Origin of the sequence: Olsenella sp. An270 (genome assembly GCF_002159735.1) — a bacterium.
GTDB lineage: Bacteria > Actinomycetota > Coriobacteriia > Coriobacteriales > Atopobiaceae > Thermophilibacter.
In genome coordinates this window covers 126,822-149,672 of record NZ_NFJF01000004.1, presented here as the reverse complement: position 1 = coordinate 149,672, position 22,851 = coordinate 126,822, and the positions used below count along the sequence as shown (strand labels likewise).

Annotated in this window: 18 protein-coding genes; 5 read left to right on the top strand and 13 right to left on the bottom strand. The window is 65.1% G+C overall.

Going from position 1 to position 22,851, the window contains the following annotated elements; all coding sequences use genetic code 11:
• The first annotated feature begins 27 nt into the window (after positions 1–27).
• On the top strand, positions 28–1,074 hold the full coding sequence (locus B5F73_RS09515; RefSeq protein WP_143803152.1) for a LuxR C-terminal-related transcriptional regulator: 1,047 nt from the start codon (positions 28–30) through the stop codon (positions 1,072–1,074).
• A gap of 25 nt (positions 1,075–1,099) precedes the next feature.
• Here B5F73_RS09515 and B5F73_RS06060 read toward each other — a convergent pair whose 3' ends face one another.
• From B5F73_RS06060 to B5F73_RS06050, 3 genes are all read right to left on the bottom strand, one after another.
• On the bottom strand, positions 1,100–1,726 hold the full coding sequence (locus B5F73_RS06060; RefSeq protein WP_087227358.1) for a sugar O-acetyltransferase: 627 nt from the start codon (positions 1,724–1,726) through the stop codon (positions 1,100–1,102).
• Positions 1,727–1,807: 81 nt separating this feature from the next.
• Entirely contained in the window at positions 1,808–2,794 is a 987-nt protein-coding gene (gene guaA, locus B5F73_RS06055) for a glutamine-hydrolyzing GMP synthase (protein WP_087227357.1), read from the bottom strand.
• Positions 2,795–2,831: 37 nt separating this feature from the next.
• Positions 2,832–3,512 carry a class I SAM-dependent methyltransferase gene (locus B5F73_RS06050; protein WP_087227412.1) on the bottom strand — a complete coding sequence of 227 codons (681 nt, stop codon included), beginning with the start codon at positions 3,510–3,512 and terminating at the stop codon, positions 2,832–2,834.
• Between the two features lie 318 nt (positions 3,513–3,830).
• On the opposite strand from B5F73_RS06050, the gene B5F73_RS06045 reads away from it, so the two are divergent.
• Complete coding sequence (locus B5F73_RS06045) at positions 3,831–4,517, top strand: YoaK family protein (protein WP_087227356.1); 687 nt, start codon at positions 3,831–3,833, stop codon at positions 4,515–4,517.
• Between the two features lie 2 nt (positions 4,518–4,519).
• Here B5F73_RS06045 and B5F73_RS06040 read toward each other — a convergent pair whose 3' ends face one another.
• The 4 genes from B5F73_RS06040 to B5F73_RS06030 are packed head-to-tail and all read right to left on the bottom strand — an operon-like array spanning position 4,520 to position 9,315.
• Positions 4,520–5,218, bottom strand: coding sequence for a phenylalanine--tRNA ligase beta subunit-related protein (locus B5F73_RS06040; protein WP_087227355.1), 699 nt, complete (start codon positions 5,216–5,218; stop codon positions 4,520–4,522).
• A gap of 29 nt (positions 5,219–5,247) precedes the next feature.
• The gene (locus B5F73_RS06035) at positions 5,248–5,760 is read right to left on the bottom strand and encodes a YbjN domain-containing protein (RefSeq protein ID WP_087227354.1); all 513 of its coding nucleotides are present in this window, start codon (positions 5,758–5,760) and stop codon (positions 5,248–5,250) included.
• A gap of 44 nt (positions 5,761–5,804) precedes the next feature.
• Complete coding sequence (locus tag B5F73_RS09390; protein ID WP_158094773.1) at positions 5,805–5,978, bottom strand: hypothetical protein; 174 nt, start codon at positions 5,976–5,978, stop codon at positions 5,805–5,807.
• Entirely contained in the window at positions 5,965–9,315 is a 3,351-nt protein-coding gene (locus B5F73_RS06030) for an AAA family ATPase (protein WP_087227353.1), read from the bottom strand. The genes B5F73_RS09390 and B5F73_RS06030 overlap by 14 nt, the downstream gene beginning before the upstream one ends.
• 171 nt (positions 9,316–9,486) lie before the next feature.
• Between B5F73_RS06030 and B5F73_RS06025 the strand changes: the two genes are divergently transcribed.
• A complete protein-coding gene (locus B5F73_RS06025) occupies positions 9,487–10,263 on the top strand; it encodes a tyrosine-protein phosphatase (protein ID WP_087227352.1) in 777 nt (258 codons plus the stop codon).
• 448 nt (positions 10,264–10,711) lie between these two features.
• On the opposite strand, the gene B5F73_RS06020 is transcribed toward B5F73_RS06025, so the two are convergent.
• From B5F73_RS06020 to guaA (B5F73_RS06010), 4 genes are all read right to left on the bottom strand, one after another.
• Positions 10,712–11,980 carry an ATP-binding protein gene (locus B5F73_RS06020; protein ID WP_087227351.1) on the bottom strand — a complete coding sequence of 423 codons (1,269 nt, stop codon included), beginning with the start codon at positions 11,978–11,980 and terminating at the stop codon, positions 10,712–10,714.
• A gap of 246 nt (positions 11,981–12,226) precedes the next feature.
• Positions 12,227–13,735, bottom strand: a complete 1,509-nt coding sequence (locus tag B5F73_RS09295; RefSeq protein WP_143803151.1) for a HEPN domain-containing protein — start codon at positions 13,733–13,735, stop codon at positions 12,227–12,229.
• Positions 13,736–13,773: 38 nt separating this feature from the next.
• On the bottom strand, positions 13,774–15,075 hold the full coding sequence (locus tag B5F73_RS06015) for an ATP-binding protein (RefSeq protein WP_087227350.1): 1,302 nt from the start codon (positions 15,073–15,075) through the stop codon (positions 13,774–13,776).
• A 95-nt stretch (positions 15,076–15,170) separates the two neighbouring features.
• Entirely contained in the window at positions 15,171–16,760 is a 1,590-nt protein-coding gene (gene guaA, locus B5F73_RS06010) for a glutamine-hydrolyzing GMP synthase (protein ID WP_087227349.1), read from the bottom strand.
• Between the two features lie 163 nt (positions 16,761–16,923).
• On the opposite strand from guaA (B5F73_RS06010), the gene B5F73_RS06005 reads away from it, so the two are divergent.
• On the top strand, positions 16,924–18,450 hold the full coding sequence (locus B5F73_RS06005; protein WP_143803150.1) for an LCP family protein: 1,527 nt from the start codon (positions 16,924–16,926) through the stop codon (positions 18,448–18,450).
• Positions 18,451–18,576: 126 nt separating this feature from the next.
• A complete protein-coding gene (locus B5F73_RS06000; protein WP_087227347.1) occupies positions 18,577–20,670 on the top strand; it encodes a phage holin family protein in 2,094 nt (697 codons plus the stop codon).
• Here the strand turns inward: B5F73_RS06000 and B5F73_RS05995 are convergent.
• Positions 20,667–21,644 carry a BspA family leucine-rich repeat surface protein gene (locus B5F73_RS05995; protein ID WP_087227346.1) on the bottom strand — a complete coding sequence of 326 codons (978 nt, stop codon included), beginning with the start codon at positions 21,642–21,644 and terminating at the stop codon, positions 20,667–20,669. The two genes, B5F73_RS06000 and B5F73_RS05995, sit on opposite strands and share 4 nt — an antisense overlap.
• 13 nt (positions 21,645–21,657) lie before the next feature.
• Positions 21,658–22,827, bottom strand: coding sequence for an AAA family ATPase (locus B5F73_RS05990; RefSeq protein WP_087227345.1), 1,170 nt, complete (start codon positions 22,825–22,827; stop codon positions 21,658–21,660).
• Between the last annotated feature and the right edge of the window lie 24 nt (positions 22,828–22,851).

Below are 22,851 nucleotides of genomic sequence, written 5' to 3'. Positions count from 1 at the left end.
ATGGACAGGGCGACGGGAGGGAAACGCATGAGCGACATGACATCGCACGATGACGCAGCCGCGAGGGGCACACCCTTCGCCACCAAAACGCTCATGCCCCTCATGAACACGCCGTTCGCTCCCGGCACGCACCTCCAGGCGATCGAGTCCATGGCTCCGGGCGCCCAGCGCGACATCGCCCAGGCAGAGTATTTCTACTTCAGCGGCCAACCCGAGCAGGCCCTCGCGACCGCCGCCCCCTACCTCAGCTCGCAGGACATCGCCGCGCGGCTCTCCGCCTGCCTGATCTGCGCCTACGCCAACCTGCCCCTCGGCCAGGCGCACGAGGCCAAGGCCCTGCTCGACCAGATGAACGCCATCCTCACCAAGGCCGGCGAGCACTCGCCGCAGCTTGGCGCCGCCTCCGCCTTTGTCTCCGCGGCCGCCGCCGTCCTGCTCCACCTGCCGCTCCCCCAGGAGCTTCCCGACACCGACGCACTCCTGCCGCTTCTGCCCCGTGGCCTGCGCACCTTTGCGCTCTACGTGCAGGCGCACCTGCTCTACCTCAAGGGCGAGTATGCCATCAGCGCCGGCATCGTGGAGGCGACGCTGCTCATGGGCGCCACGGACTACCCCATTCCGACCATCTACCTGCGCCTCGTTGCCGTCATGGACTACATGAGCCTGAAGGACGTCGAGAAGGCGCGCGAGCACCTCCTCGCCGCATGGGAGCTCGCCCGCCCGGACGACCTCATCGAGGCCTTCGGCGAGCACCACGGTCTTCTCGGCGGCATGCTGGAGTCGGTCATCAAGCCGGAGTGGCCGGACGACTTCAGGCGGATCATAGACATAACCTACCGCTTCTCCGCTGGATGGCGTCGCGTGCACAACCCCGTCACCGGCGACGAGGTGGCCGACGACCTCACCACCACGGAGTTTGCCACGGCCATGCTCGCCGCGCGCGGATGGACCAATCAGGAGATCGCCGACCACCTGGACGTCTCGATCAACACGGTGAAGCGCCACCTCGCGCACGCCATGGACAAGCTCGGCGTGACGAGCCGCAAGGAGCTGCAGCGCTACATGCTACGTTAGCGAGAAGAACGTCGGATCGGCGAGGTCACTCGTCGAGCCAACGCTCCTCGACGGGCTTGTCGTGGTCGTACGTGCGCTCGTCCTTCTCTCCGATCTCGCGGAGCACGCGGCACGGGTTGCCCGCGGCCACCACGCCGGCGGGGACGTCGCGCGTGACCACGCTGCCCGCGCCCACGACCGAGCCCGCGCCCACCGTCACGCCAGCCAGCACCACGCAGCCGGCGCCCAGCCACGCGCCCCGGCAAATGCGAACGGGCTTGTTGTACTGCAGGCCTTTTGCGCGCAGGCGCGGCGAGACGGGGTGCGACGCCGTGCAGATGGTGACGTTGGGACCGATCATCACGTCATCCTCGACGAAGATGTCCGCGTCGTCCACCAGCGTGAGGCCCATGTTGGCGTAGACGTTGTTGCCCAGGTGCAGGTTGGCACCACCCCAGTTGGCGTGGAACGGCGGCTCGATCATGCAGCCCTCGCCCGCCTCGGCGACGAGCTGGCGCAGCAGTTCGTCACGCTCCTTCGAGCTGCTGAACGGCAGCGCGTTGTAGGCGTCCAGCACGTCGCGGCAGCGCTCCTGCTCCGCAAAGAGCTCCGGGCTGTTGCAGGTGTAAAGCCTGCCGTCGGCCATGCGCTGCCGCACTTCCGTGAGGTCCATCGAGCCTCCGTCCTTCTCGCTGGATAAGCGAGCGCCCCGCCGCCCTAAAACGATGGGACGCCCAGAGTTTGATTTAAATCTTTATTCCCACTCGATCGTGCCGACAGGCTTGGGAGTCAGATCGTACGTCACGCGGCAGATGCCCGGCACCTCGGCGAGGATGCGGTCGGTGATCTTCTTGAGCAGCGTCCAGTCCAGCTCGGGCACCGTGGCGGTCATGGCGTCGACGGTGTTGACGGCGCGGATGATGGCCGGCCAGTCGTAGGCGCGCTTGCCGTCGCGCACGCCGGTCGCGCGCATGTCGGGCACAACGACGAAGTACTGCCAGACCTTGCCGGCGAGCCCCGCCTCCGCGAACTCCTCACGCAGGATGGCGTCCGCCTCGCGCAGCGCCTCCAGGCGGTTGCGGGTGATGGCGCCGAGGCAGCGCACGCCCAGGCCCGGACCCGGGAACGGCTGACGCTCGACCATGCCCTCGGGCAGCCCGAGCGCGCGACCCACCACGCGGACCTCGTCCTTGAAGAGCAGACGCACGGGCTCGACGAGCTCAAACTGCAGGTCGTCGGGCAGGCCGCCCACGTTGTGGTGCGCCTTCACGCCGTCGGACTCGACGATATCCGGGTAGATGGTGCCCTGCGCCAAGAAGTCGACGTCATCGGCGACCTTGCGGGCCTCCTCCTCGAAGACGCGGATGAACTCGGCACCGATGATCTTGCGCTTGCGCTCGGGCTCGGCCACGCCGGCCAGCAGGTCGAGGAAGCGATCCGTGGCGTCAACGTAGACGAGGTTGGCGTCCATCTGGTTCTGGAAGACGTCGACGACCTGCTCGGACTCGCCCTTGCGCATGAGGCCATGGTTCACGTGCACGCAGATGAGCTGCTTGCCGATGGCCTTGATCAGCAGCGCGGCAACAACGGAGGAGTCGACGCCGCCGGAAAGGGCAAGCAGGACCTTCTTGTCGCCGACCTGCTGGCGGACGAGCTCAACCTGCTCGTCGATGAAAGCCTGCGCAAGCTCGGGGGTGGTGATGCGCGCCGTGTCGTCGGGGCGCTTGTTCGGGAGGTCCATGCGCGGCTCCTTTGAACGGGGGATCGATGCCCCGATTCTACCGTGAGCTGGGCGGCAGGACGATGACGTCGTAGCGGACGGCCTTTCCAGCCAGCGAGTGGCTCGGCTTGACGCCCGCGAGCCATGGGCCCTTGGGCGGCCGCTTGACCACGACCTTGCGCGGGCGCGCGGAGAGCGCGGCGGCAAGCAGCCCCTCCTCGTCCTCGCACGGGCGTTCCAGGTGGTGCAGCAGCTGGAACTTCTTCTTCACCGCAGCGCTCTTCGTGCGCTCGGGGAACATGGGATCGAGGAACACGACGTCGGGCGGGACGCTCAGCTCGCGCAGGCCCGCCACGGAGTCGCCCTCGACGAGCGTCATGCGCTCGACGATGCCTGCGAGCTGTGGTTCGTCTGCCGCACGCTCGAGCGCGTCTCGCAGGAGCGCCGCGATGGCCGAATCTCTCTCGAACATCGTGACGGTGAATCCGGCGGCAGCCAGCAGAAGCGAGTCCTCCCCCAGCCCGGCGGTGGCGTCCACCACGGTCGGAGACTCAGCGCCCCGAACACGCGCCGCGCGCACCAGGAGTTCGCGCGCGAGCCGATCCGGCCGCAGCCGGGGCAGCATCCGCGCGAAATCCGCCCGCAGAACCATACCGTCACCCACGAGCTCGAGACCCTCGTCACCGTGCCGCAGCTCAAGCTCGGCGGGAAGCGCGACCCTGTAATCCGTCTCGGCCATCCCGCTCCTGTCCAAAACTTCCCTCCGTGCTACATTAACGCGATTTTCAAAACAAAAGTCGCGTTCGTGTAGCACGATTTCGCCGTCTTCGGCGCCTGCCGAACCCCGCGCGGAGACATTCTCCCAGATAGTAATATCAATCCAGAAATCTGTTTTCGAAAATCGGCGAAAAATACGCTACACGAACGCGACTTTTGGTCTTCCAAACGCGCTTAATGCTACATGAAAGGCATTTTTATGCATTTCGCAGCGGACGCCCGTCGCGTGAGCTAGCATGACGCTCGGTCAGACGCGGCAAAGCTGAAAAGGAGGCGCCGCATGGTCCAACCGAGCGCAATCGGCACGCCCAAGGTTCCCGTGAGGCTGGGACTCACCGTCATCTGTGCGGGCGGGTTCATGGACGCATACTCGTACCTGCTGCACGACCATGTCTTTGCCACGGGCCAGACGGGCAACATCGTGCTGCTCTGCATGAATCTCTCCGAGGGGGCGTGGCTGGGCGTGGTTCGCTACCTCGTCTCCATCCTCGCGTTCGTGGCCGGCATCATGCTCTCGCGCCACGTGCTGGTACGCGTTCACGGCAGGGCGACGCATCGCATGCAGCGCTGGGTCGCCGTCTTCGAGGCGGTCGCGTTCGCCGCGATAGCGCTGCTCCCCGCGTGGACGCCCGACCTCCTGGTCAACAGCGCCATCTCATTCTGCGCCGCTGTCTCCTACGAGAACTTCCGCCAGTTTGGCACCAAGTCCGCCTACGCCAGCGTTTTCTGCACCGGAAACCTGCGCTCCCTCGGCGAGACGCTCTACGACGGCCTCTTCGAGGGCGACCGTCACGAGCTGCACCGCTCGCAGCGCTACGCCGGCCTCATCCTCTCGTTCTGCGTCGGCGCCGTCGCCTGCAAGCTCCTCATCGACCTGACGGGCCAGTTCGCGTGCCTGGCGATCAGCGCCCTCTTCCTGCTGTCGCTACGTTTCATCGCGGAGCCGACAGCAGCGGCGGCGCGCTAGCGTCACACCCGCGGGGAGCGCGCGTCCGCGAGAAACACCTCGGCCCGGGCGCCAAACTCGTTGCGCAGCACCTCGGCGAGCTCCTCGCACGCGGCCCTGACCTCCGCCTCGTTCTCGTCGATGAAGCCGTCGATGGGAAACGCCACGCGCGTCGCGGCGGGATCGACCTTACCGTTCTCGCTCTGTCGCCAGGTCCAGCGACGCGTGTGGACGAGCTCACCCACGGCATAGACGAGCTCGCCCGGAGCCAGCGTCGGATCCGGCTCTCCCTCACCAAGCGCCACGAAGACGTCCCCCGGTCGCGAGAACCGCAGCTCGAGCACCTCCCCCTCCTCCAGCGCATGGGCGCCGAGGGGGAGGCCGTACTTGATCGAGATGGCGTTGCCCAGGTCCACGACCGGGTTCACGCGCCAGAGCCCCTTGCCCTTGGCGATGCGCCTGAGCAGCGCGATGTTGGACGAGGGGTAGCGACTGGGGCTCATCCCCAGCTCGTGGAAGGCAGCGCGGTAGGGCTGGACGCGCGGGTCGTCGCTGGCGTGGGCGCCGTCGAGGCGCGCCTCGGCGTCTCGGACGGCGGCGTCGAGCATCCCGTCCACGCCGGGATGAGGGCCAGCGCCACGAACCCCCTCCGCCAGGACGACGCCCACGCAGAGCCTCGGCAGGGTCTCGAACACCCGCCCGTCTATCGAGAAGAACAGCATCGCTTCAACCAGGGTCGACTCGCCGCGCCCTACTCGTTGGAGATCTGGTCCATCAGCTGCTTGAGCATGGAGAGCAGCTCCTCCTTGGAGGGCGTGTCCTCCCCCTCATCCTTCTCGATGACGGCGTCGAGCTGCTTGAAGGCCTCGTCGATGATGTTGGCGGCGCGGAAGCAGATCTCCGTGCACTCGTCGCCGACGGTGCCCGGGAAGACCTTGGCGTCGGAGTCGGCGGTGATCTCGAGGCTGTTCACGTCGATGTAGAACTTGAGCCAACGCCAGTTCATGTTGAGCTCGTTCACGATCAGCAGCGCCTTGGGCAGGAGGTCCTGGGACTTGACCTTCGCGAAGTTCTGCACGCAGAAGTGGACGGAGCTCGCGTTGTCGGACTCGTCAAAGTCCACGAAGACGCGGGTGCTCTCGTCCTCGCTGCGCGAGAAGGAGAGAAGGACGACATTCTCCGCCTCGTTGACGACCGTGTACTTCACGTTGTGCTCATCCATGTACCGCTCGAACTCGGTCCTCAGCGTCTCGGTGGTAGCCATGCAAAAGTCCCCTTCCTAGCAGGGCGGGCGGAGTCGCCCGCCGCCTACGCCTGACTCGCGTTGTCGTTCGCGTTCACCTCTGCCTCGCATGCGCGAAGCCTCTCCAGGAATTCTCTCTCGGCCCCGTCGTCCGCGGGACCGGAATCCCCGGTTTTGGGCGAGCTGCCCAATAGTTCGGCGAGCGCCCTCTCCAGGTCCGCCGGATCAGCCTTGCTCATGCGGAGCCTCCTTCTCGCTCAGCTCGTTCCACAGCGCCATTATGCGCTCGCCGGAAATCGTCTGCTCGGCGAGAAGAACTTCGACGAGCCGGTCGAAGACCGGACGATGGGCCTCGATGACCTCCTTGGCCCGCTCGAAGGAGGAGGCCATGACCCGGTTCATCTCGTCCCTCACCTCGCGGGGCAGCTCCACGATCTCCGCCTGGTCGACGGAGGCCCGCGCGTCTCCGACGTACTGCACGTAGCCCGCCGGCGACATGCCGTAACGGGCGACGTAGTCGCGGGCGAGCGCGGTGGCCTGCTGGAGGTCGGACGAGTTGCCCGCCGAGTAGTCTCCGAAGTACAGGCTCTCGGCAGCCATGCCACCCATGAGCTCGGCGATGCGGTTCTCGAAGTGCGACGCGGTGGGCATGGCGGCGCCGCCCGCCTTGTGCTGGACGTAGCCGAGCGACCCGCTCGCCTCCCGCTCCACGGTCACCACGACGATGTTCGTCTCGCCCACGAGCGCGAGCCTGCAGGTCGCATGGCCCATCTCGTGGATGGCGACCCGGCGCAGAGAGTCATCGGAGAAGTCGTCGTCCGGGCTCAGGACCGGCATGGAGACGATCTCGCAGAGGTCCTTGATGGCGGGGACGTCGTGGGCCGTGATCGCGGCGAGGTCGTCAGAGTCGCCCTCCGAGCGCTTGGCGATGACCTCCTGGACCACCTTGTCGACGAAGCGGCCGTTGCCGAAGTTCTCCACGTTGTGGAAGTACTGGAAGATCTTGCGCGTCGCCGCCTTGGCCTCGTCGTCGAGGGAGAAGCCGTAGCCCGCCATCTTCCGCTCGAAGATCTCCTCCAGCTCGTCGGTGTCGTAGTCGTCGAAGTGGAAGGTGTAGCCGACGCGCGAGGCGAGGCCGGGGTTGAGTTCGATGAAGCGCTGCATCTCCGTCTTGTACCCCGCGAACATCACCGACAGCTCGCCCTTGTGGTCCTCCATCGCCTTCACCAGCTGCGCGATGACCTCCGCCCCGTCGTGGGTCTCGAGGAGGCCATATGCCTCGTCGATGAAGAGCACGCCGCCCACAGCCTCCTCGATCTTCTCCTCCGTGGCCCCGGAGCTTCCGCCCACGATCGAGGAGGTGAGGTCCTTGGCCTCCACCTCGACGAAGCGGTTCGTGGGGATGACGCCCACGTTGTAGAGGATCTGGCCGATGATGCGCGCCACGGTGGTCTTGCCCGTGCCCGGGTTGCCGGTGAAGACCATGTGCAGGTTCATGGGCGGCATCCTGAGGCCGGAGCGGTTGCCGCGCTCATGGAACGAGACGACGCGCTCGAACTCGCAGACCCGCTCCTTGAGCTCCTCCATGCCCACGAGCGGCTCGAGGAGCTCCTCGGCGGCCCGCGGCTCCCAGTCCTGGATGTCAAAGAGCTCCTGGCGGGTGGGAATGTCCTCGAGGGAGAGCCTCATGGCGCCCTCCGCCGACGCCCCCTCCCGGGCGGCACGGTCCGCACGCTTGATGATGGCCTTCTGCACGAGGGTGCCCACGAAGCGCCCGTTGCCAAAGCTGCGGAAGCGCCGGTGGTAGTCGAACGTCCTCCTCAGGACCGGGTCCACCTCGTCGCGGTCGTAGTCGAAGCCCGACGCCGCCAGGTTCTTGCGGAAGATCTGGAGGAGCTCGTCGGTGGAGTAGTCCTCGAAGCGGAACTTGTAGCCGATGCGCGACGAGATCCCGGGGTTGGAGTCGATGAAGTCGGCCATCTCCCGCTCGTATCCCGCGAAGATGACGACGAGGTCGTCCCGGTGGTCCTCCATGATCTTGATGAGTTCGGCGACCGCCTCGGCGCCGTAGTCCGCCCCGGTCATCCTCCCCTTGCCGCCGGCGAGGGCGTAGGCCTCGTCGATGAAGAGCACGCCGCCGATGGCCTCGCCGACCACCGCCGCGGTCTTGGGCGCGGTATGCCCCACGTACTCGCCGATGAGGTCCTTGGCGGTGACCTCCTTGAAGAGGTTCTGCTTGGTGATGCCGATCTTGTAGAGCATCGTCGCCACCATGCGGGCCACGGTGGTCTTTCCGGTGCCGGGATTGCCGGTGAAGAGCATGTGGAAGTTCGCGGGCGGGAGCTTGGCGCCGCGACCCTCCGCGGTCTTGCGGAAGACGGCGAAGCGCTCGAGCTTGCGAACCGTCTCCTTCACGTCCTCGAGACCCACGATCTCGTCGAGCATCTCCTCGAGCGACGAGCTCTGATAGCGGCTGCGCGGGAGCTCGAGGCGACCGGCGGCGTTGGACCCCTTGGCGAGGTAGTCCGCGAGCTCGCGCCCCTTGAAGGGCAGCGCGTCGGCGTTGAAGCCAACGAACGAGCAGAACCGCTCCCTGAAGCCCGGGTCGGCCGCGGCCTCGAGGCGCAGCGGCTCGTCGAGGTTGGCGAGGTAGTGCTCGAACACCCGCTCGGACGTCATGTAGCCGAGCTCGATGCAGTTCTGCTCGTAGGTGAAGTGGAAGGCGGCGGAGAGGCCGGCGAAGCGCATGAGCTCGGCGCGCGTGCCCACCAGCAGGACGTAGCGGTCGTTGACGATGCGGCTCAGGCGCTCGACGACGTAGTCCTTGAGCATGCGGGCGCCCTCGTAGGAGACGAAGTCGCCCAGACGGTCGATCACGTAGAGCACGCGCGGCTCGAGGTTCTCGTCGCCCGTCGCCTTGAAGGTGAACTTCTCCTGGTCGACGCGCTGCATCAGCGAGACCGCGCGGACGTGGCGTATCGACCCGCGGTCGATCTTGCCCAGCGCGGCGAGAAGGGCGGCGACGTCGGAGACAAAGTCGGCACGGTACGAGTCGTCGTCGGCAACGACCATGCCGGCGAAGTCGTTCTCCTGCTCGCTCACGAGGAGCCTGAGCGCGCGTTCGGAGTCGACGGTCCGCTCCGACCACTTCTCGACGAACTCCCTGCCGCGCCGCTCCCTGTCGAGCCGGCGCCTCTCCTCGCGCCCGAAGAGCGGCACCTCCCTCTTGGGGAGCAGGGCCTCGTGCAGCGAGAAGCACGCGGCGAGCGCCACAGGGCACACGGAGAAGCCGCAGCTGCGATACGAGCACCTGAGGTCGCGGTGGCCCGATCCCATGACGACGCCGTTGCGGCGTGCGAGCGAGCCGTCGAGCAGGGCGCACTCCCCGAGACGCCTCGAGGCTGCGGCGTCCTTGAGGTGGTAGGCGAACGACCCCGCGGGGGCATCCGACAGCTCGGCGCCGAGGGGCTCGACCTCGCGGGCGCGATGCAGTTCGCATGCCAGCTCGAGGGCCGTCTCGTCGGAGACATCGAGCGACGAGAGGAGCTCCGCGATCTGATTGCCGGTGACAGCCATGACTCGCACCCTCCCATGGACGGGGCAACGCGCCTGTGAACAGCGACTTTTTAACTATATCACAGGCCGCGCGGGCCTCCCGGGCCCTAGCAGCGAGCACGTCTGGCGCGACGACGAGCGGTCGCTGGGTATAGTACCCTCAGCATCGCGAGCATCGAACAGGGGAGCCGCATGACAGATGTCCTCGAGCCATACCGCATGACGTACGGGAAGGTTGCCCTCGACGGGCTGCACAACACCCGCGACCTGGGAGGGCTGCCCGCAGAGGCGGGCCACGTCCTCCCGCGTCGCCTGCTGCGCTCCGGATCACTCGCCTCGGCGACGCCCGGGGACCTCGACGTCCTTCGCAACGCATACGACGTGCGCCTCGTCATCGACCTGCGCACCGACGAGGAGGCCGCGCGCTGGCCCGACCCCATGGACTCCATGCCGGACGCACGTCTCGTCCGCCTGCCCGTGTTCCGCGCGCCCGGCGGGGCTGACGCCCGGGAGGCCATGACGGCGCTGGGCGAGAAGCTCGCGAGCGGCGAGCTCGACGTCGCGGGGCTGTTTGCCGACCTCTACCCGCGCTTCGTGCTCGGCGAGGACGGCGTCGCCGCTTACCGAGGCTTCTTCCGGGAGCTCCTCGAGCTCGAGGAGGGAGCAGCGCTCTGGCACTGCTCCGCCGGCAAGGACCGCTGCGGGATGGCCTCCGTCCTGGTGGAGACGGCGCTCGGCGTCCCCCGCGACCTCGTCGAGCGGGACTATCTCGCCACCAACGAGCTGATCGAGGCCAAGGGGAGCGCCCGGAACATGTTTGACGTCGGGGGCGTCGACGCGCACTACCTCCATGCGGCGCTCGACGCGATCGATGGGGCGTACGGCTCGCTCGACGGCTACCTCGCGAACGCCCTCGGCGTCGACGACGCCGCACGCGCCGAGCTGCGCCACAGGTTCGTCTCGGCCTGAGGCCTCTCGCCCGTTCAGAGGCTCGCCGGCTCTCCCCCCTCAACCGGCGTTATCCCAAACCAAACGCCCACCCCTCCCCGATCAACGATTTATACCCCTATACCTAGCAAACTTCCTACTCCCATTCAGTAATCAAATCGTGCATTTCCGCAGCCTTTCGTCTACGTGGTGCACCACAGTCTTCCCATTTACCGGAATCAAGCAGTTTTCGGATACCTGAGTTGAACTCAACAGAGCCGCTTCTTCTCATTGTCTTGCGGAGTTGGGACCACCGAGTGACGTGTCAATCGGCGTGATACAATAATTTTATTGTGAAAAGCCTCTGGGCTTTTAGCGGTCGCGGGCGCCTGCGCCCTCGACCGCATTTTTGCGGCATCCAGGAGCTTTTCCTACTCGATCTGAAAGGCAGAGTAGGCAAAAGCAGGTCCGAGTAGGTAAGAATAACTTCCTAGTAATCTGCCCCCGCTGAAACGCTCGGTTGCGCCAACCCGAACGTCCGTCCCTCCCCGATCAGCTCCGTCACGTTTTCGTGCACGATGCCGCTACGGTGCTGGATGGGGTCGCTACGCGTGATGACGAACTTGGGCCAGTTGTCACGAATCTGTTCGAGCGGGCGGTACTCGCGGTCCTCGGTCTTCCGGCCACCCATGATGGTCATCGCCACCTGCACGTAGGCGTACCCCATCTCGGGCGAGCGCATGACGAAGTCGCACTCGAGCTTGCCGATGCGCCCCACGCTCACCTCGTAGCCCAGGCTCCGTGCGTAGCTATAGACGATGTTCTCGAGTACGGGCCCGTAGTTGATACGATTGTCGGTGTTGAGCGCAAAATAGAAACTCAAGTCGGCGAGGTAGTACTTCTGCTCGCCCCGAAGCGACTTGCGCGACTTCATGTCGAAGCGCGTGCACCTGCTGATGATCTTGGCATCCTCGAGTATCTGGAGGTAGCGGTTGAGCGTCTCGCGCTTGATGCGCACGCCCTGACGCTCGAGGTCCGAGAGGATGTTCGTGAGCGAGGTCGTCGCCCCGAAGTTGTTGATGACGTAGTCGCGCACCTGGTTGAAGACCGAGGCGTTCTTCACCTTCACGCGCCGGCGGATGTCCTTCTCGAAAATCTCCCTGATGACGGAGCTCACGTAGGCGCGCTTGTCGGCCATCCTGGGGTAGTCGAGCGCCTTGGGGAAGCCCCCCTCGAGGATGTAGCGGTCGAGCTCGGCCACGGGGTTGGGGTCGACCGCCTGCCCGAGGAAGCGCTTCATCTCGCGGTACTCCTTGAAGCTGAGCGTCTGCACCTCGAACTCGACGTAGCGCCCCGTCAGCTTGGTGGCAAGCTCGCCGGAGAGCAGGTAGGAGTTCGAGCCGGTGATGAAGATGGAGAATCCGCCCTCGGCGCGGAACTCGTTCACGACCCCCTCGAACCCCTCGACGTTCTGGACCTCGTCGATGAAGAGGTACTTCATGCCACCGATCTTGAGCGCGGGCTCGATCAGCGCCTCGAGCTGGTCGGGCGTCTTCACCGAGCGGAAGCCGTACCGGTCGAGGTCGAGGTAGATGATGTGGTCCCCCTCAATGCCCTCAGCCCTGAGCTCCTCGGCTATGGTCTGCATGAGGCATGACTTGCCGCACCGGCGGACGCCGGTGAGCACTTTGATCACGCCGTCGTCGTGGTAGAACCCGCGGATCTTCTCGAGGTAGTCCTCGCGCTCGAACAGACGCATACTGGCCCCAATCTCCCGACTGAGGCCAGTATAGCAAATATCATATTTATTGGGGTATTTTTATCAAGACTAACGTCTTATACCCCCATAACTGCCCAAATTCTTACTCCCACTCAGTAATCAGATCGTGCATTCCCATGACCTCTCGTCTACGTGGTGCGTCGTTGTCTCACTCATCGCCGAAATGGCACGAATGTCGAGCCCTCGGATAAACTCAATAATGAACTCAACTATTCCAGACTAGCATCAGATGTCAGGCGCTCTTCCGGAGCAACCTGAGTCACCGTCTTCATCACATTCCGACGCATCAACCAAATCCTGGCTTTGATATTGCACGTTTAGCCAATCTATCACCCATGATTTAAAATGAGAACGCTCAAGCTCACACCTGATTTGTGTTGGGCACATGCCAAGCAGTTGCCATAGTATGACATAGCAAAGCAATGCGGTCCCCATCGTTAGCCGATATAAATAAGATGGATCGACCGCGGCGGCCGCAGACCCATGCGAGTATGTATTTCGAGCAGCCTGTTGTTCAGACACAAACTTATCTATATCAGGGACAAGCCACCCGACAGCATCCTTATGTCTGTCCATAAGTTCATTTATCAGACGCTTTGCGCCTTTTGAATTCTGCCCTATTCGAGACTGGATCCATGCCACAAATTCTTCTGGCATTCCTTCGATTCGCTTCAAGAGCTCTTTTCGATTTTGCTTCAACTCAGCTTTTGGCCAAGATTGTAGGTCGGCTCTGTATCTTGAAATCGCTTCCAAAGCCTGAGATGCGGACACGCACTGCAACTCAACTGGCATTTTCCAGTCATAGGTAAGTATTGAAACAATTAAGTCGCCGGCACGTTTAAGAAGCGGGTAGTCTTCCTTGTCTCTCCTTTCGATGCCATAGTCGAACCAGCTAGAAAGATAGTTGCCGATTTCTCTTTCTAGTGCGCGATAAGGGAATGGCATCGCACGTATAGCATTTTTTGACGGGGCGGGAGAATCGATCAATGGTGCGTAGTATTGAATTGCGCTCTCTTCACCATCAAAATACAAAGTGAGCCTTTGGATGGCTGCATGAAAGCCCATGCACAAGCTAAGGAACTTTGACAGTTTGACAGCGAAATCACGAGCCTCCTCGAGAGCCTTTCCGGCCGAGAAACATACTCTCAAACAGCACTGGTGACGAAAAGTCATCTCGTTTACATTCATCCCGGGAATGATGTACTTGCTGAACAGCGTAATACTGCATTGCCCACTCTCTAGCAAGACCGTGGCCTCGTCATTTTCTTTTTTATATTCGAGCGCTCTGAAGCGCATATTATCTTGATCATCAGACTCAAAAGTCATGCAATAAGCTGATTTCCCGTACCAGTCAGCCAGATTCCTTACCTCGATATCCGTCCTTTTAATTACGCTAGACGGGTCGAATTCACGGCATCCCTTTGCTGCCATAAGATAATCTGCACGGATGGCCTGATGGACCATGCCCGGATAGCGCGTTTCACCGCCACTGTACGCAGCGTTTCCAAGCACCAACGCATACCCGTCTTGAGAGAACCCGTATAAGTACTCCGCAGCAGAGAGCTCTTTTTCACCGTTTATGACAACGCTTGGGGAACCGAACAGCTTTCCGCAGGGGATGTCGAGAACAACACCCTCGTCGCCAAGGTTTGCCGTCCCTTGAACCGCGTTGTCCCCACGCGCCTCTTCCCAGCTCTTTCCCCATACTCCCTGGGTAAAACTTGAAGGAAGCATAGCATGTCCTCCAGTCAATCAACGAAGGCTCTCTCGACCTATCCCCACAGTCCCATGTTCGACATCGCGTACAGTGGGACGTTCCTCATCCAGTCCTGCTCACGATAGCCAGACAGGCTAAAGCGAACGGAATTAATCTCCGGATGGGATTCCTTGAATGCTCGCAGACTCTTGGCACGCAGGTTTTCTTCAGCCTTTACCTCTATGGCATACACTCCATTCGCCTTCTGCACAAGAAAGTCAATCTCTCCCGAAGAGTTTTCAGCGGACCAGTAATACGGTGTGAGCCCGCAATCGGAGACAAGCTGCTGGCAGACGTACTGCTCGGTGAGGGAGCCCTTGAACTCCTCGAAGATATCGCTGCCCCCGACGACCGTCTCCCTGTCGAGCCCCGCCATCGCGCCCAGCAGGCCGACGTCCACCAGAAAGAGCTTGAACGCCGCGTCGTCGGCGTAGGGAGCCAGGGGGATACCGGGCTTCGAGATCCTGCGGACGAGGGTCGTGATGCCAGCCTGCGTGAGCCACGTGATCCCCGCCTGGTAGTTCCGTGCCCGCGCCCCCTGCGCGATGTGGCTGAACACGAACTTTTTGTTTTCTCGACCGAGATGGGACGGGATCGACCGCCACGCGGCGAGCGCGTACTCAGTCTCGACCCTACCGAGGTGCTTCGAGATGTCGCGCTCGTAACCGCGCAGAATATCGAGCTGCACCTCGCGCGCATCCTCCAAGAGACCTCGCTCAAGAAAGGCGCTCACCGCCTCGGGCATGCCCCCGACGTAGTAGTACTGGCGAAGGAGCGGAACGAGTTTGCTTGAGAAGCCGTTGATGAGGCTCGCGCCACCCGTGTCGATGAGGTCGCAGAGCGCCCGATTCCCCGTCGCGACGAGAAACTCCCTAAAGCTGAGGGGATGGAGGTCGAGCGTGTTCACCTTCCCGACGGGGTACCCGCTGCCCTCGTGCACAGTGATGCCCAGCAGCGAGCCGGCCGCAGCCACCGCGTACCCGGGCGCATCCTCGCAGAAGTACTTGAGGGAGGTGAGCGCCTTTGGGCATGCCTGGATCTCGTCGAGGACGATGAGGGTGCCTCCCTCGGACACGACCTGCCCCGTCTCGAACTGGATGGCCGAGACGATGCGGGGGATGTCGTAGCCCAGCTCGAACTGCTCGCACATTTGAGGATTGTCGTCGAGATTCACGTACGCAACGTTCTCGAACTGCGTCCTACCAAACTCCTTGAGCAGCCATGTTTTACCAACCTGACGCGCGCCGTTGAGAATAAGAGGCTTGCGGCGAGGCTTGGTCTTCCAAGCGATGAGCTCGTCCGTAAGGAAGCGTTCCATGCAGTCCCTCCAAAATAGGCTACGGCCTTATTTTCGCATAATATGGCGAAAATAAGGCCGTAAAAAAGCCAAAGCTGGAGAAAATCAGGTGGAAGTTACTCCCACTCGATCGTGGCGGGAGGCTTGGGCGTGACGTCGTAGACCACGCGGTTCACGCCCGGCACCTCGGCCACGATGCGGCTGGAGATCTTGCCCAGCACGTCGTAGGGCAGCTTCGCCCAGTCGGCGGTCATCGCGTCGCTCGACTCCACCGCGCGCACGATCACCGGGCGCGCGTAGGTGCGCTCGTCGCCCATCACGCCCACGGAGCGGATGTCGGGCAGCACGGCGAAGTACTGCCAGCAGCTGTGCTCGGAGTTGCGCTCCCCCGTCTCCTCGAAGAGACGCTCGTTGTAGGCGTCCAGCTCCTCGCGCACGATGGCGTCGGCGTTCTTGAGGATCTCCAGCTTCTCGGAGGTCACCTCTCCGATGATGCGGATCGCCAGGCCCGGGCCCGGGAACGGCTGGCGGTAGACCATGCGGTCGGGCAGGCCGAGCGCCACGCCCAGCTCGCGCACCTCGTCCTTGAAGAAGTGGTCGAGAGGCTCGATGAGGTCAAAGTGCACACCCTCGGGGAACGGAATCAGGTTGTGGTGGCTCTTGATCGTGGAGGCCTTGCCGCCGGTCTTGCGGGCACCGGACTCGATGATGTCGGGGTAGATGGTGCCCTGCGCGAGCATCTCCACGCCGCCGATGCGCTGGGCCTCGTCGAAGAAGACCTTCCAGAACTCGGAGCCAATGCGACGGCGCTTCTCCTCCGGCTCGGTGACGCCGGCGAGCAGGCGCTCGTAGCGCTGCTCAGCGTGCACGTGCACGAGCGGCACCTGGAACTGGTCGCGGAAGACCTCCTCGACCATCTCGGGCTCACCCTTGCGGAGCATCCCGTGGTTCACGAAGACGCAGGTCAGCTGGTCGCCGATCGCGCGGTGCACGAGCGCGGCCACAACGGAGGAGTCAACGCCGCCGGAGAGACCCAGGATGACCTTGCGGTCGCCCACCTGCGCGCGGATCTCCGCGACCTTCTCGTCGATGATGTTGTCCATGGTCCACGTGGCGTCGAGCCCGCAGACGCCAAAGAGGAAGTTCTCCAGCAGCTTGCGACCGTACTCGGTGTGGCGCACCTCCGGGTGGAACTGCGTCGAGAAGAGCCTGCGCTCGGCGCACTCCATGGATGCGACGGGGCACACGTCGGTCGAGGAGGTGACGACAAAGCCCTCGGGCACGCGGCTCACGGCGTCGCGGTGGCTCATCCAGACGGTCTGCTCCTCGGGCGTGCCCGCAAACAGCGCGGACTCGCCGCTGCGCGTGATCGTGGCCGGGCCGTACTCGCCCACCTCGGAGTGCGCGACCTCGCCGCCCAGCGCCACGGCCATGGTCTGGTGGCCGTAGCAGAAGCCCAGGACCGGCAGGCCCAGGTCAAAGATCGCGGGGTCGACGGTCGGCGCGTCCTCGGCGTAGACGCTCGCCGGGCCGCCAGAGAGGATGAGCGCGGAGGGGCCCATGGCGGCGAGCTCGTCGGCGGGGATGTCGCACGGGACGATCTCGGAGTAGACGTGCAGGTCACGCACGCGACGCGCGATCAGCTGCCCGTACTGGGCGCCAAAGTCCAGAACCGCCACGAACTGCCTGGGGGTAGCCTCGCTCATGAATCCTCTTTCTTCACGTGTTGCCAAACAGTGACAGTTTATAGAGAATACCGCGTTTTTTGCCCACCTACACGCAGCGCACATCTGGCTTCCCTATCATTTGTGAGTCGGATTCAGTCAGCCGACAAGAGCACTCGTGCCAGACACGCAAGGAGGGCCCCTCGTGGCCGACAGGAAGACCCATCGACGCATGACCAGTGCCGAGCAGGTTCGCCGCTCGCAGAGCAACCACGGGGCGGCGCACGCCTCTCACGCGACTCCCGCCCCGGCCCCGCGCGCGACCTCGCGCACCTCCGCGCGGCACGTCGCATCGCGCTCCGAGGGCGCCCAGTCCTACTCGGCGCGCCTGAAGAAGAAGCGCCGCGGCCGCGTGCTGAAGGTCGTTCTCGCCGTGCTCCTCGTTGCCTTCGTGGGCGTGGGGGCCGCCGCTGCCGCCTACATCGTGAAGATCAACAGCGCCTTCCAGCAGGACGTCACCGACGACATCCGCGCCCAGCTCACCGAGCCCGTCGAGATGCAGGACCCGTTCTACATGCTGCTTCTGGGCGTCGATAAGAGCGAGGGGCGCGCGGAGGACTGGGGCGACTCCACGGTGAACTTCCGCTCCGACACCATCATCCTGACCCGCGTCGACGCACCCGCCCAGAAGGTCACGCTCGTCTCCATCCCGCGCGACACCCTCGTCGACATGGGCGCGAACGGCGAGCGCAAGATCAACGACGCCTACTCGATCGGCGGCGGCGCCTACATGATGGAGGTCGTCGAGGAGTTTGCCGGCGTGGACATCACCGCCTACGCCGAGGTCGACTTCGAGCAGTTCACCTCCATCGTCGACGCCATCGGCGGCGTCGAGGTCACGCTGCCCGTCGCCGTGAGCGACGTCCTCGCCGCGGTCGACCTGCCCGAGGGCACCCAGACCATCAACGGCGCGCAGGCGCTCGGCCTGTGCCGCGCGCGCCACGCCTACGACGAGTACGGCGGCGGAGACTTCTACCGCGCGGCCAACCAGCGCATGGTCATCGGCGCCATCATCAAGAAGGTCCTGACGCTCGACCCCGTGAGCATGCTCAACGCCGTCGCCTCGATGGCGGAGAGTGTCGCGGTCTACCCCCTCACGGCCAACGACATCATGGGCCTCGCGATGCAGTTCAAGAGCTTCGACGTGGACACGGGCTTCTATTCCGGCCAGACGCCCACCATCTCCACGTACACGAACAACGTCTGGTACGAGCTCCCCGACGAGGACGGCTGGCGTGAGATGATGGAGCGCGTGGACTCCGGTCTGCCGCCCTACTCCGACGAGAGCCAGGACTTCACCCACGGCGTGGCCGGATCGATCGGCGTGAGCTCGGGCGACGGCACCTCCACGGGCGACGACGACTCGAGCTCCTCCGACGGCGGGGCCACCTTCTCGGGCAACGTCCTCGTCCTCAACGGGACCACGGTGAGCGGCCTGGCCGCCAGCAAGTCCACGACCCTCGAGGGCGCGGGCTTCTCGCCCTACGCGGACAGCGACAGCTCCACGGACCACACCACCTCGGCTGTCTACTACAACGGCGACGCCCGCTCCGCCGCCCTCGGCGTCGCTCAGACGCTCGGGATCGACGAGGCCAACGTCTCCGAGAACACCGCGGGCTACTCGACCGAGTACGACGTCGTCGTGGTGCTGGGAACCGACCAGGCGGAGTAGCCAGGCGGGCGACAAGGACGCGCCCTCGCGCCACGCTCACCGGTCGCGGCCCCCTTCTCCTCCTCCCCGGAGGCGTGACAGTGGCACAATCGGACCCGTAAAGGGAGCCACGTCACGGGGGAAGTCATGGCAGAACTGCTCGCAAGCGGCACGCTCGCCGCAAATCTCGCAGGCTTTCTGATCGCCGCAGGACTCTTCCTGCTGTTTGTCTTTCTCGCCTACCGGATCTCCGAGCACGTCTCCCGCGGCGTCGTGTTCGCGGCGGTCTTCGCGCTCCTGTTTGTCGTCGCGTGGGCCCAGGAGCTGGCCGCCGCGACGAGCGACGTCGCGGTCTCGGTCATGATGGTCCTCGCCGCGCTCGGCCGCGCCGCGCTCGCCTTCATCGGCGGCAACGGGTTCTCGCTGCTCCCCGAGGGCGGCGGCTCCTTCGAGCTCCACGTCGTCTTTGAGTTTCTGAGCCTGCTGGCGCTCGCGCTCACCGCGGAGGGCGTCCTCAGCGTCTTCACCAGCGCGTCCACCTGGCTGAGCACCCAATTCGACCACTTCGAGCAGGTCGTGGTTGTCACCTCCTCGAGCGACATGGCCCCCTACGCCCGCTCGTTCGTCATCGACGCCGCACGCGGCGACGGCTGTCCGCGCGCGGTCTTCTCGATTGCGAGGGACGCGTCGGGCGAGAAGACGTATCGCCTGTGCACGGGGGACACGACGAGGGAGCTCTCGTACGAGTCGTTCCGCCACCGCCTGAGCGACGCCGTGAGTTCGAGGTCAACGAACCGCGTGGACGACGAGCAGCTCGCGCTCGTTGCCCTCAGGAACGGGCGCGTCACCGTCACGAGCTACGGGGACGAGCCTCTCTCGCGCGAGGAGCGCGCGAGCCTCGTCGAGTTCCTCATGAGCGGCGAGACGGAGAACAGCCCGGTCAAGCCCGAGGACGTCTACTCCTACAGCGTCGAGGAGATCAGGGTCCGGCAGCTCGTCCGCCGCCTGCTGCCCCCGGTCGACCGGCTCGGCGACCCGGGCTTTGGCCTGGGGCTCAGGCCGCTCAACGCCATGGTCATAGGGAACGACGTCGAGCGCGTGGTCCTGATGGTCGCCTATCTCATCCGCAACGGGCAGGCGCTGACGAACGCCCGCTCGGACGGCTCGATCGAGGCCGCCATCCCGCGCATCGCCATCGCGAGCCCCCAGGCGTCCCGCATCAACCGGCGCCTGCGCTGCGCCTACCCCGCCCTCTTCCCGGGCGGCTCGGCGACGGGACAAGAGCCCGGTCTCACGCCCCCCGCCATCGTCGGCGATGCCTTCGAGAGCAAGTTCGAGATGCTGGACGCCGTCGAGATCGACCGCAACGACCTCGTGCTCGTGATCAACACCGAGCCGGACCTCGGCCGCGCCCCCACCCAGCGGCAGCTCTGGCAGCAGCGCCTGCAGAAGAAGCTGGGGGGTGCCCAGGCGGTCTACGTCCAGTACAGCGGGGACGAGGACTCCTGCCTCGTGTTCGAGGACTCCTACGGCGGCAGGGCGCCCGAGGCGTCGAGCGGGACCAAGCAGGTGCTCCTGTACGGGGGCACCTCCGAGTCCATGCGCGCGTCGCTTTTGCTCCACAAGAACCTCGACCGCGCCGCCATGCTCGTGAACCTCCGCTACCGCCTCGGTCCGGACGCCTCCAAGCCAAGCCTCTTCGACCCCGCGGGCAACCAGGAGTTCATCCCCGAGGCCCAGAAGCGCTGGGCCGAGTGCAGCGCCTACGATCGCGACTCCAGCCGCGCGACCGCTGACTTCGCCACCGTGGAGCGCTTCCTCTGGCAGAACGGCGTGGGCGAGGTCCCCGGCGCCGGCCAGAGCGACAGCGAGCGCGACGACGAGGCGATGCGCGAGGCCATCGGCCATCTGGAGCACCTGCGCTGGAACGCGTACATGGTGACGACGGGCTTCACGCTCAAGCCCTGGGGCGAGCTCCCCGCCGCCTACGCCCGCGCGCTGAGGGAGAACGAGACGCTCGACCAGCCCCTGCCCGCGAAGAAGGTCTTCAAGGCCGTCACCGCGGATCAGGTCAACCGCGAGCACGCCGCGCTCGTCGACTGGGAGCTCCTGCCCGAGCTCGACGAGCTCTTCGTCCGGATGGGTCGCGAGACGGGAACCTACGACGAGCTCCTCGCCTCAGACTGCCTCAAGCCCAACCAGCAGAAGGACCGCGACATCATCGACGACCTGATCGTCTAGGCCCTTCTCGTCCGCCCCACCGCAACGCCCGAGCCGCTGCGCACGAGCTCCGCAAGGTGCTCCGGCGTGTCCCCGAGCGCGTCCGCCCCCTCGAACATGGCGCCCATGCGGACCTCGTCCGCCCGTGCCGGGTCGATCCCGGGCATCCTGAGCGCGGCAAGCGACGAGCAGCCGCGAAACAGGAAGAACAGGCTCGTGACGCGTGAGAGGTCAAAGCCGGCGAGGTCGAGCTCGCGCAGCGAGGAGCATCCCCAGAACATCCCGGACATCTGCTCCACGCACGAGGTGTCAAAGCCGGAGACGTCCAGCTCCGCGAGCGCGGAGCAGCCGCAGAACAGGTTCGTCATCGACGTGACCCGCGAGGTGTCAAAGCCGGAGACATCCAAGTTCGCGAGTGACGAGCAGCCGTGGAACATGCCGCCCATGGTCTCCACGCGCGCGGTGTCGAACCCGGAGACGTCAAGCGCCAAGAGGGACGAGCAGCCCCAGAACAGGTTGCGCATGTCCTCGACCCGCGAGGTGTCAAAGCCCGAGACGTCCAGCTCCGCGAGTGCCTCGCACCCCAGGAACGTCCCCCGCATGCTTCGGGCGCACGAGGTGTCGAGAAGGCCGAGCCCGCGGACCTCGCGCAGGTTCCAGCAGCCGGCAAACCAGTGGTCGAGCCTCTCCGGGGCGATGGGGGCGGCAACCACCGCGAGCGACGCGTCCGTCCACGGCACGCGGTAGCTCACGCTGCGCATGCCCATCTCGTCCGGCTCGCTCACGACCTCGGCAAAGCCCTCGGGCGGCACCTCGACCATCTCGCCGGCAAGCGAGAGCCGCCAGGTGCGCCCGAACGCCTCGACCGAGCGCAGTCGGCAGTCCTCGGGGCGCGCGCCGAGCACCACGACGTCCTTCCAGCGGTCCGAGAACGCGGCGAGACGCTCGTCGTACATCTTGTAGGTCTCCGCGAAGACCCTGGTTGTCTCGCTCACGGCACCCCCCCCGCTAGAACCCGGCCCGGCGAACCTTGCTCTTCGTCAGGCACTGGGGAAGCGCGGCGAGAAGGTCCTTCTCGGTGATGACCGCCTCGTCGTGGTCGCACGAGGCCTCCACCACCGCATGGTCCACGAGCCTGCGCACCGAGCGCGCGTTGGAGAAGTCCTTCGAGGTCCGCAGGCGCTCGAGCACATCCGCCAGTGCCTCGTCGTTGCAGGCGACCGTGAAGCCCCGACGCCCCGCGATCGAGACCAGGATCTCTGCGAGCTCCTCGGGCGTGTAGTCGGGGAACTCCACGCGGTAGCCAAAGCGGTCGCGCAGGCCGGGGTTGAGGTCGAGCGTCTGGTCGACCTCCTTGGGGTAGCCGGCCACCACGCAGACGAGCTTGTCCTGGAGCGTGTCCAGACGCTCGGTGAGCGCGTCGATGGCCTCGTGACCGTAGCCGCCGGCGTCCTTGACGCTGAGGCCGTAGAACTCGTCGATGAAGAGCATCCCACCCACGGCCGAGTCGACGATCCGGCGAACCTTGTTGCCCGTCTGGCCCACGTAGTCCGCCATGAGCTCGCTGCCGCTGACCTTGACCATCTTGTGCGTCCCGTCCGTGACGCCCAGGCTGTCCAGGTATGAGACGAGCCGGCTCGCCAGCTCGGTCTTGCCGGTCCCGGGGTTGCCCACGAAGACGAAGTGGAAGCACTCGACGGCGGAGCGGCCGTGCTTGGCAAGCGCGGTCGAGAGCTTGATGAGCATCTCCTTCTGCTCGTCCATGCCCACCAGGCCGTCAAACACGCTCTCCGGGTCCGCGGCCTCGGGGTCCGGCCCCGGCGTCGGCTCCTCGGGCACGAGGGCCTTGGCGCGCACCGCGGGCGCCTCGCCCTTGGAGAGCAGGGTCATGACCTCCAGCTCGTCGACAGTCGCCGTGGGAACGTCCACGCGCTCCGCCCCCAGGGCCTCGTAGGGGGTATACCTCTCGAGCATGACGTCTGCGGCATCCGGGTGCCGCTCGCTCTCCGCGGAGAGGAACGGGACGACCCAGGAGTCGCCCTCGCGGCGGGCGCGCTGGAAGCACACGGGCACGCCGCAGACCTCGCGCACGAAGTCGAGTCGCGCGGCGACCTCATCCCAGTTGGGCTCGACGCCCTCGGTGAGTCGGACGGTTCCTCGCTTGAAGCTGCAGTCCATGCGATCCCCCGATCGTCGAGCCGC

Coding starts and splice junctions, on each gene's coding strand:
- B5F73_RS09515 (WP_143803152.1), top strand. CDS start 28: ATGAGCGACATGACATCGCACGATGACGCAGCCGCGAGGGGCACACCC.
- B5F73_RS06060 (WP_087227358.1), bottom strand. CDS start 1,726: ATGGACCTCACGGAAGTGCGGCAGCGCATGGCCGACGGCAGGCTTTAC.
- guaA (WP_087227357.1), bottom strand. CDS start 2,794: ATGGACCTCCCGAACAAGCGCCCCGACGACACGGCGCGCATCACCACC.
- B5F73_RS06050 (WP_087227412.1), bottom strand. CDS start 3,512: ATGGCCGAGACGGATTACAGGGTCGCGCTTCCCGCCGAGCTTGAGCTG.
- B5F73_RS06045 (WP_087227356.1), top strand. CDS start 3,831: ATGGTCCAACCGAGCGCAATCGGCACGCCCAAGGTTCCCGTGAGGCTG.
- B5F73_RS06040 (WP_087227355.1), bottom strand. CDS start 5,218: ATGCTGTTCTTCTCGATAGACGGGCGGGTGTTCGAGACCCTGCCGAGG.
- B5F73_RS06035 (WP_087227354.1), bottom strand. CDS start 5,760: ATGGCTACCACCGAGACGCTGAGGACCGAGTTCGAGCGGTACATGGAT.
- B5F73_RS09390 (WP_158094773.1), bottom strand. CDS start 5,978: ATGAGCAAGGCTGATCCGGCGGACCTGGAGAGGGCGCTCGCCGAACTA.
- B5F73_RS06030 (WP_087227353.1), bottom strand. CDS start 9,315: ATGGCTGTCACCGGCAATCAGATCGCGGAGCTCCTCTCGTCGCTCGAT.
- B5F73_RS06025 (WP_087227352.1), top strand. CDS start 9,487: ATGACAGATGTCCTCGAGCCATACCGCATGACGTACGGGAAGGTTGCC.
- B5F73_RS06020 (WP_087227351.1), bottom strand. CDS start 11,980: ATGCGTCTGTTCGAGCGCGAGGACTACCTCGAGAAGATCCGCGGGTTC.
- B5F73_RS09295 (WP_143803151.1), bottom strand. CDS start 13,735: ATGCTTCCTTCAAGTTTTACCCAGGGAGTATGGGGAAAGAGCTGGGAA.
- B5F73_RS06015 (WP_087227350.1), bottom strand. CDS start 15,075: ATGGAACGCTTCCTTACGGACGAGCTCATCGCTTGGAAGACCAAGCCT.
- guaA (WP_087227349.1), bottom strand. CDS start 16,760: ATGAGCGAGGCTACCCCCAGGCAGTTCGTGGCGGTTCTGGACTTTGGC.
- B5F73_RS06000 (WP_087227347.1), top strand. CDS start 18,577: ATGGCAGAACTGCTCGCAAGCGGCACGCTCGCCGCAAATCTCGCAGGC.
- B5F73_RS05990 (WP_087227345.1), bottom strand. CDS start 22,827: ATGGACTGCAGCTTCAAGCGAGGAACCGTCCGACTCACCGAGGGCGTC.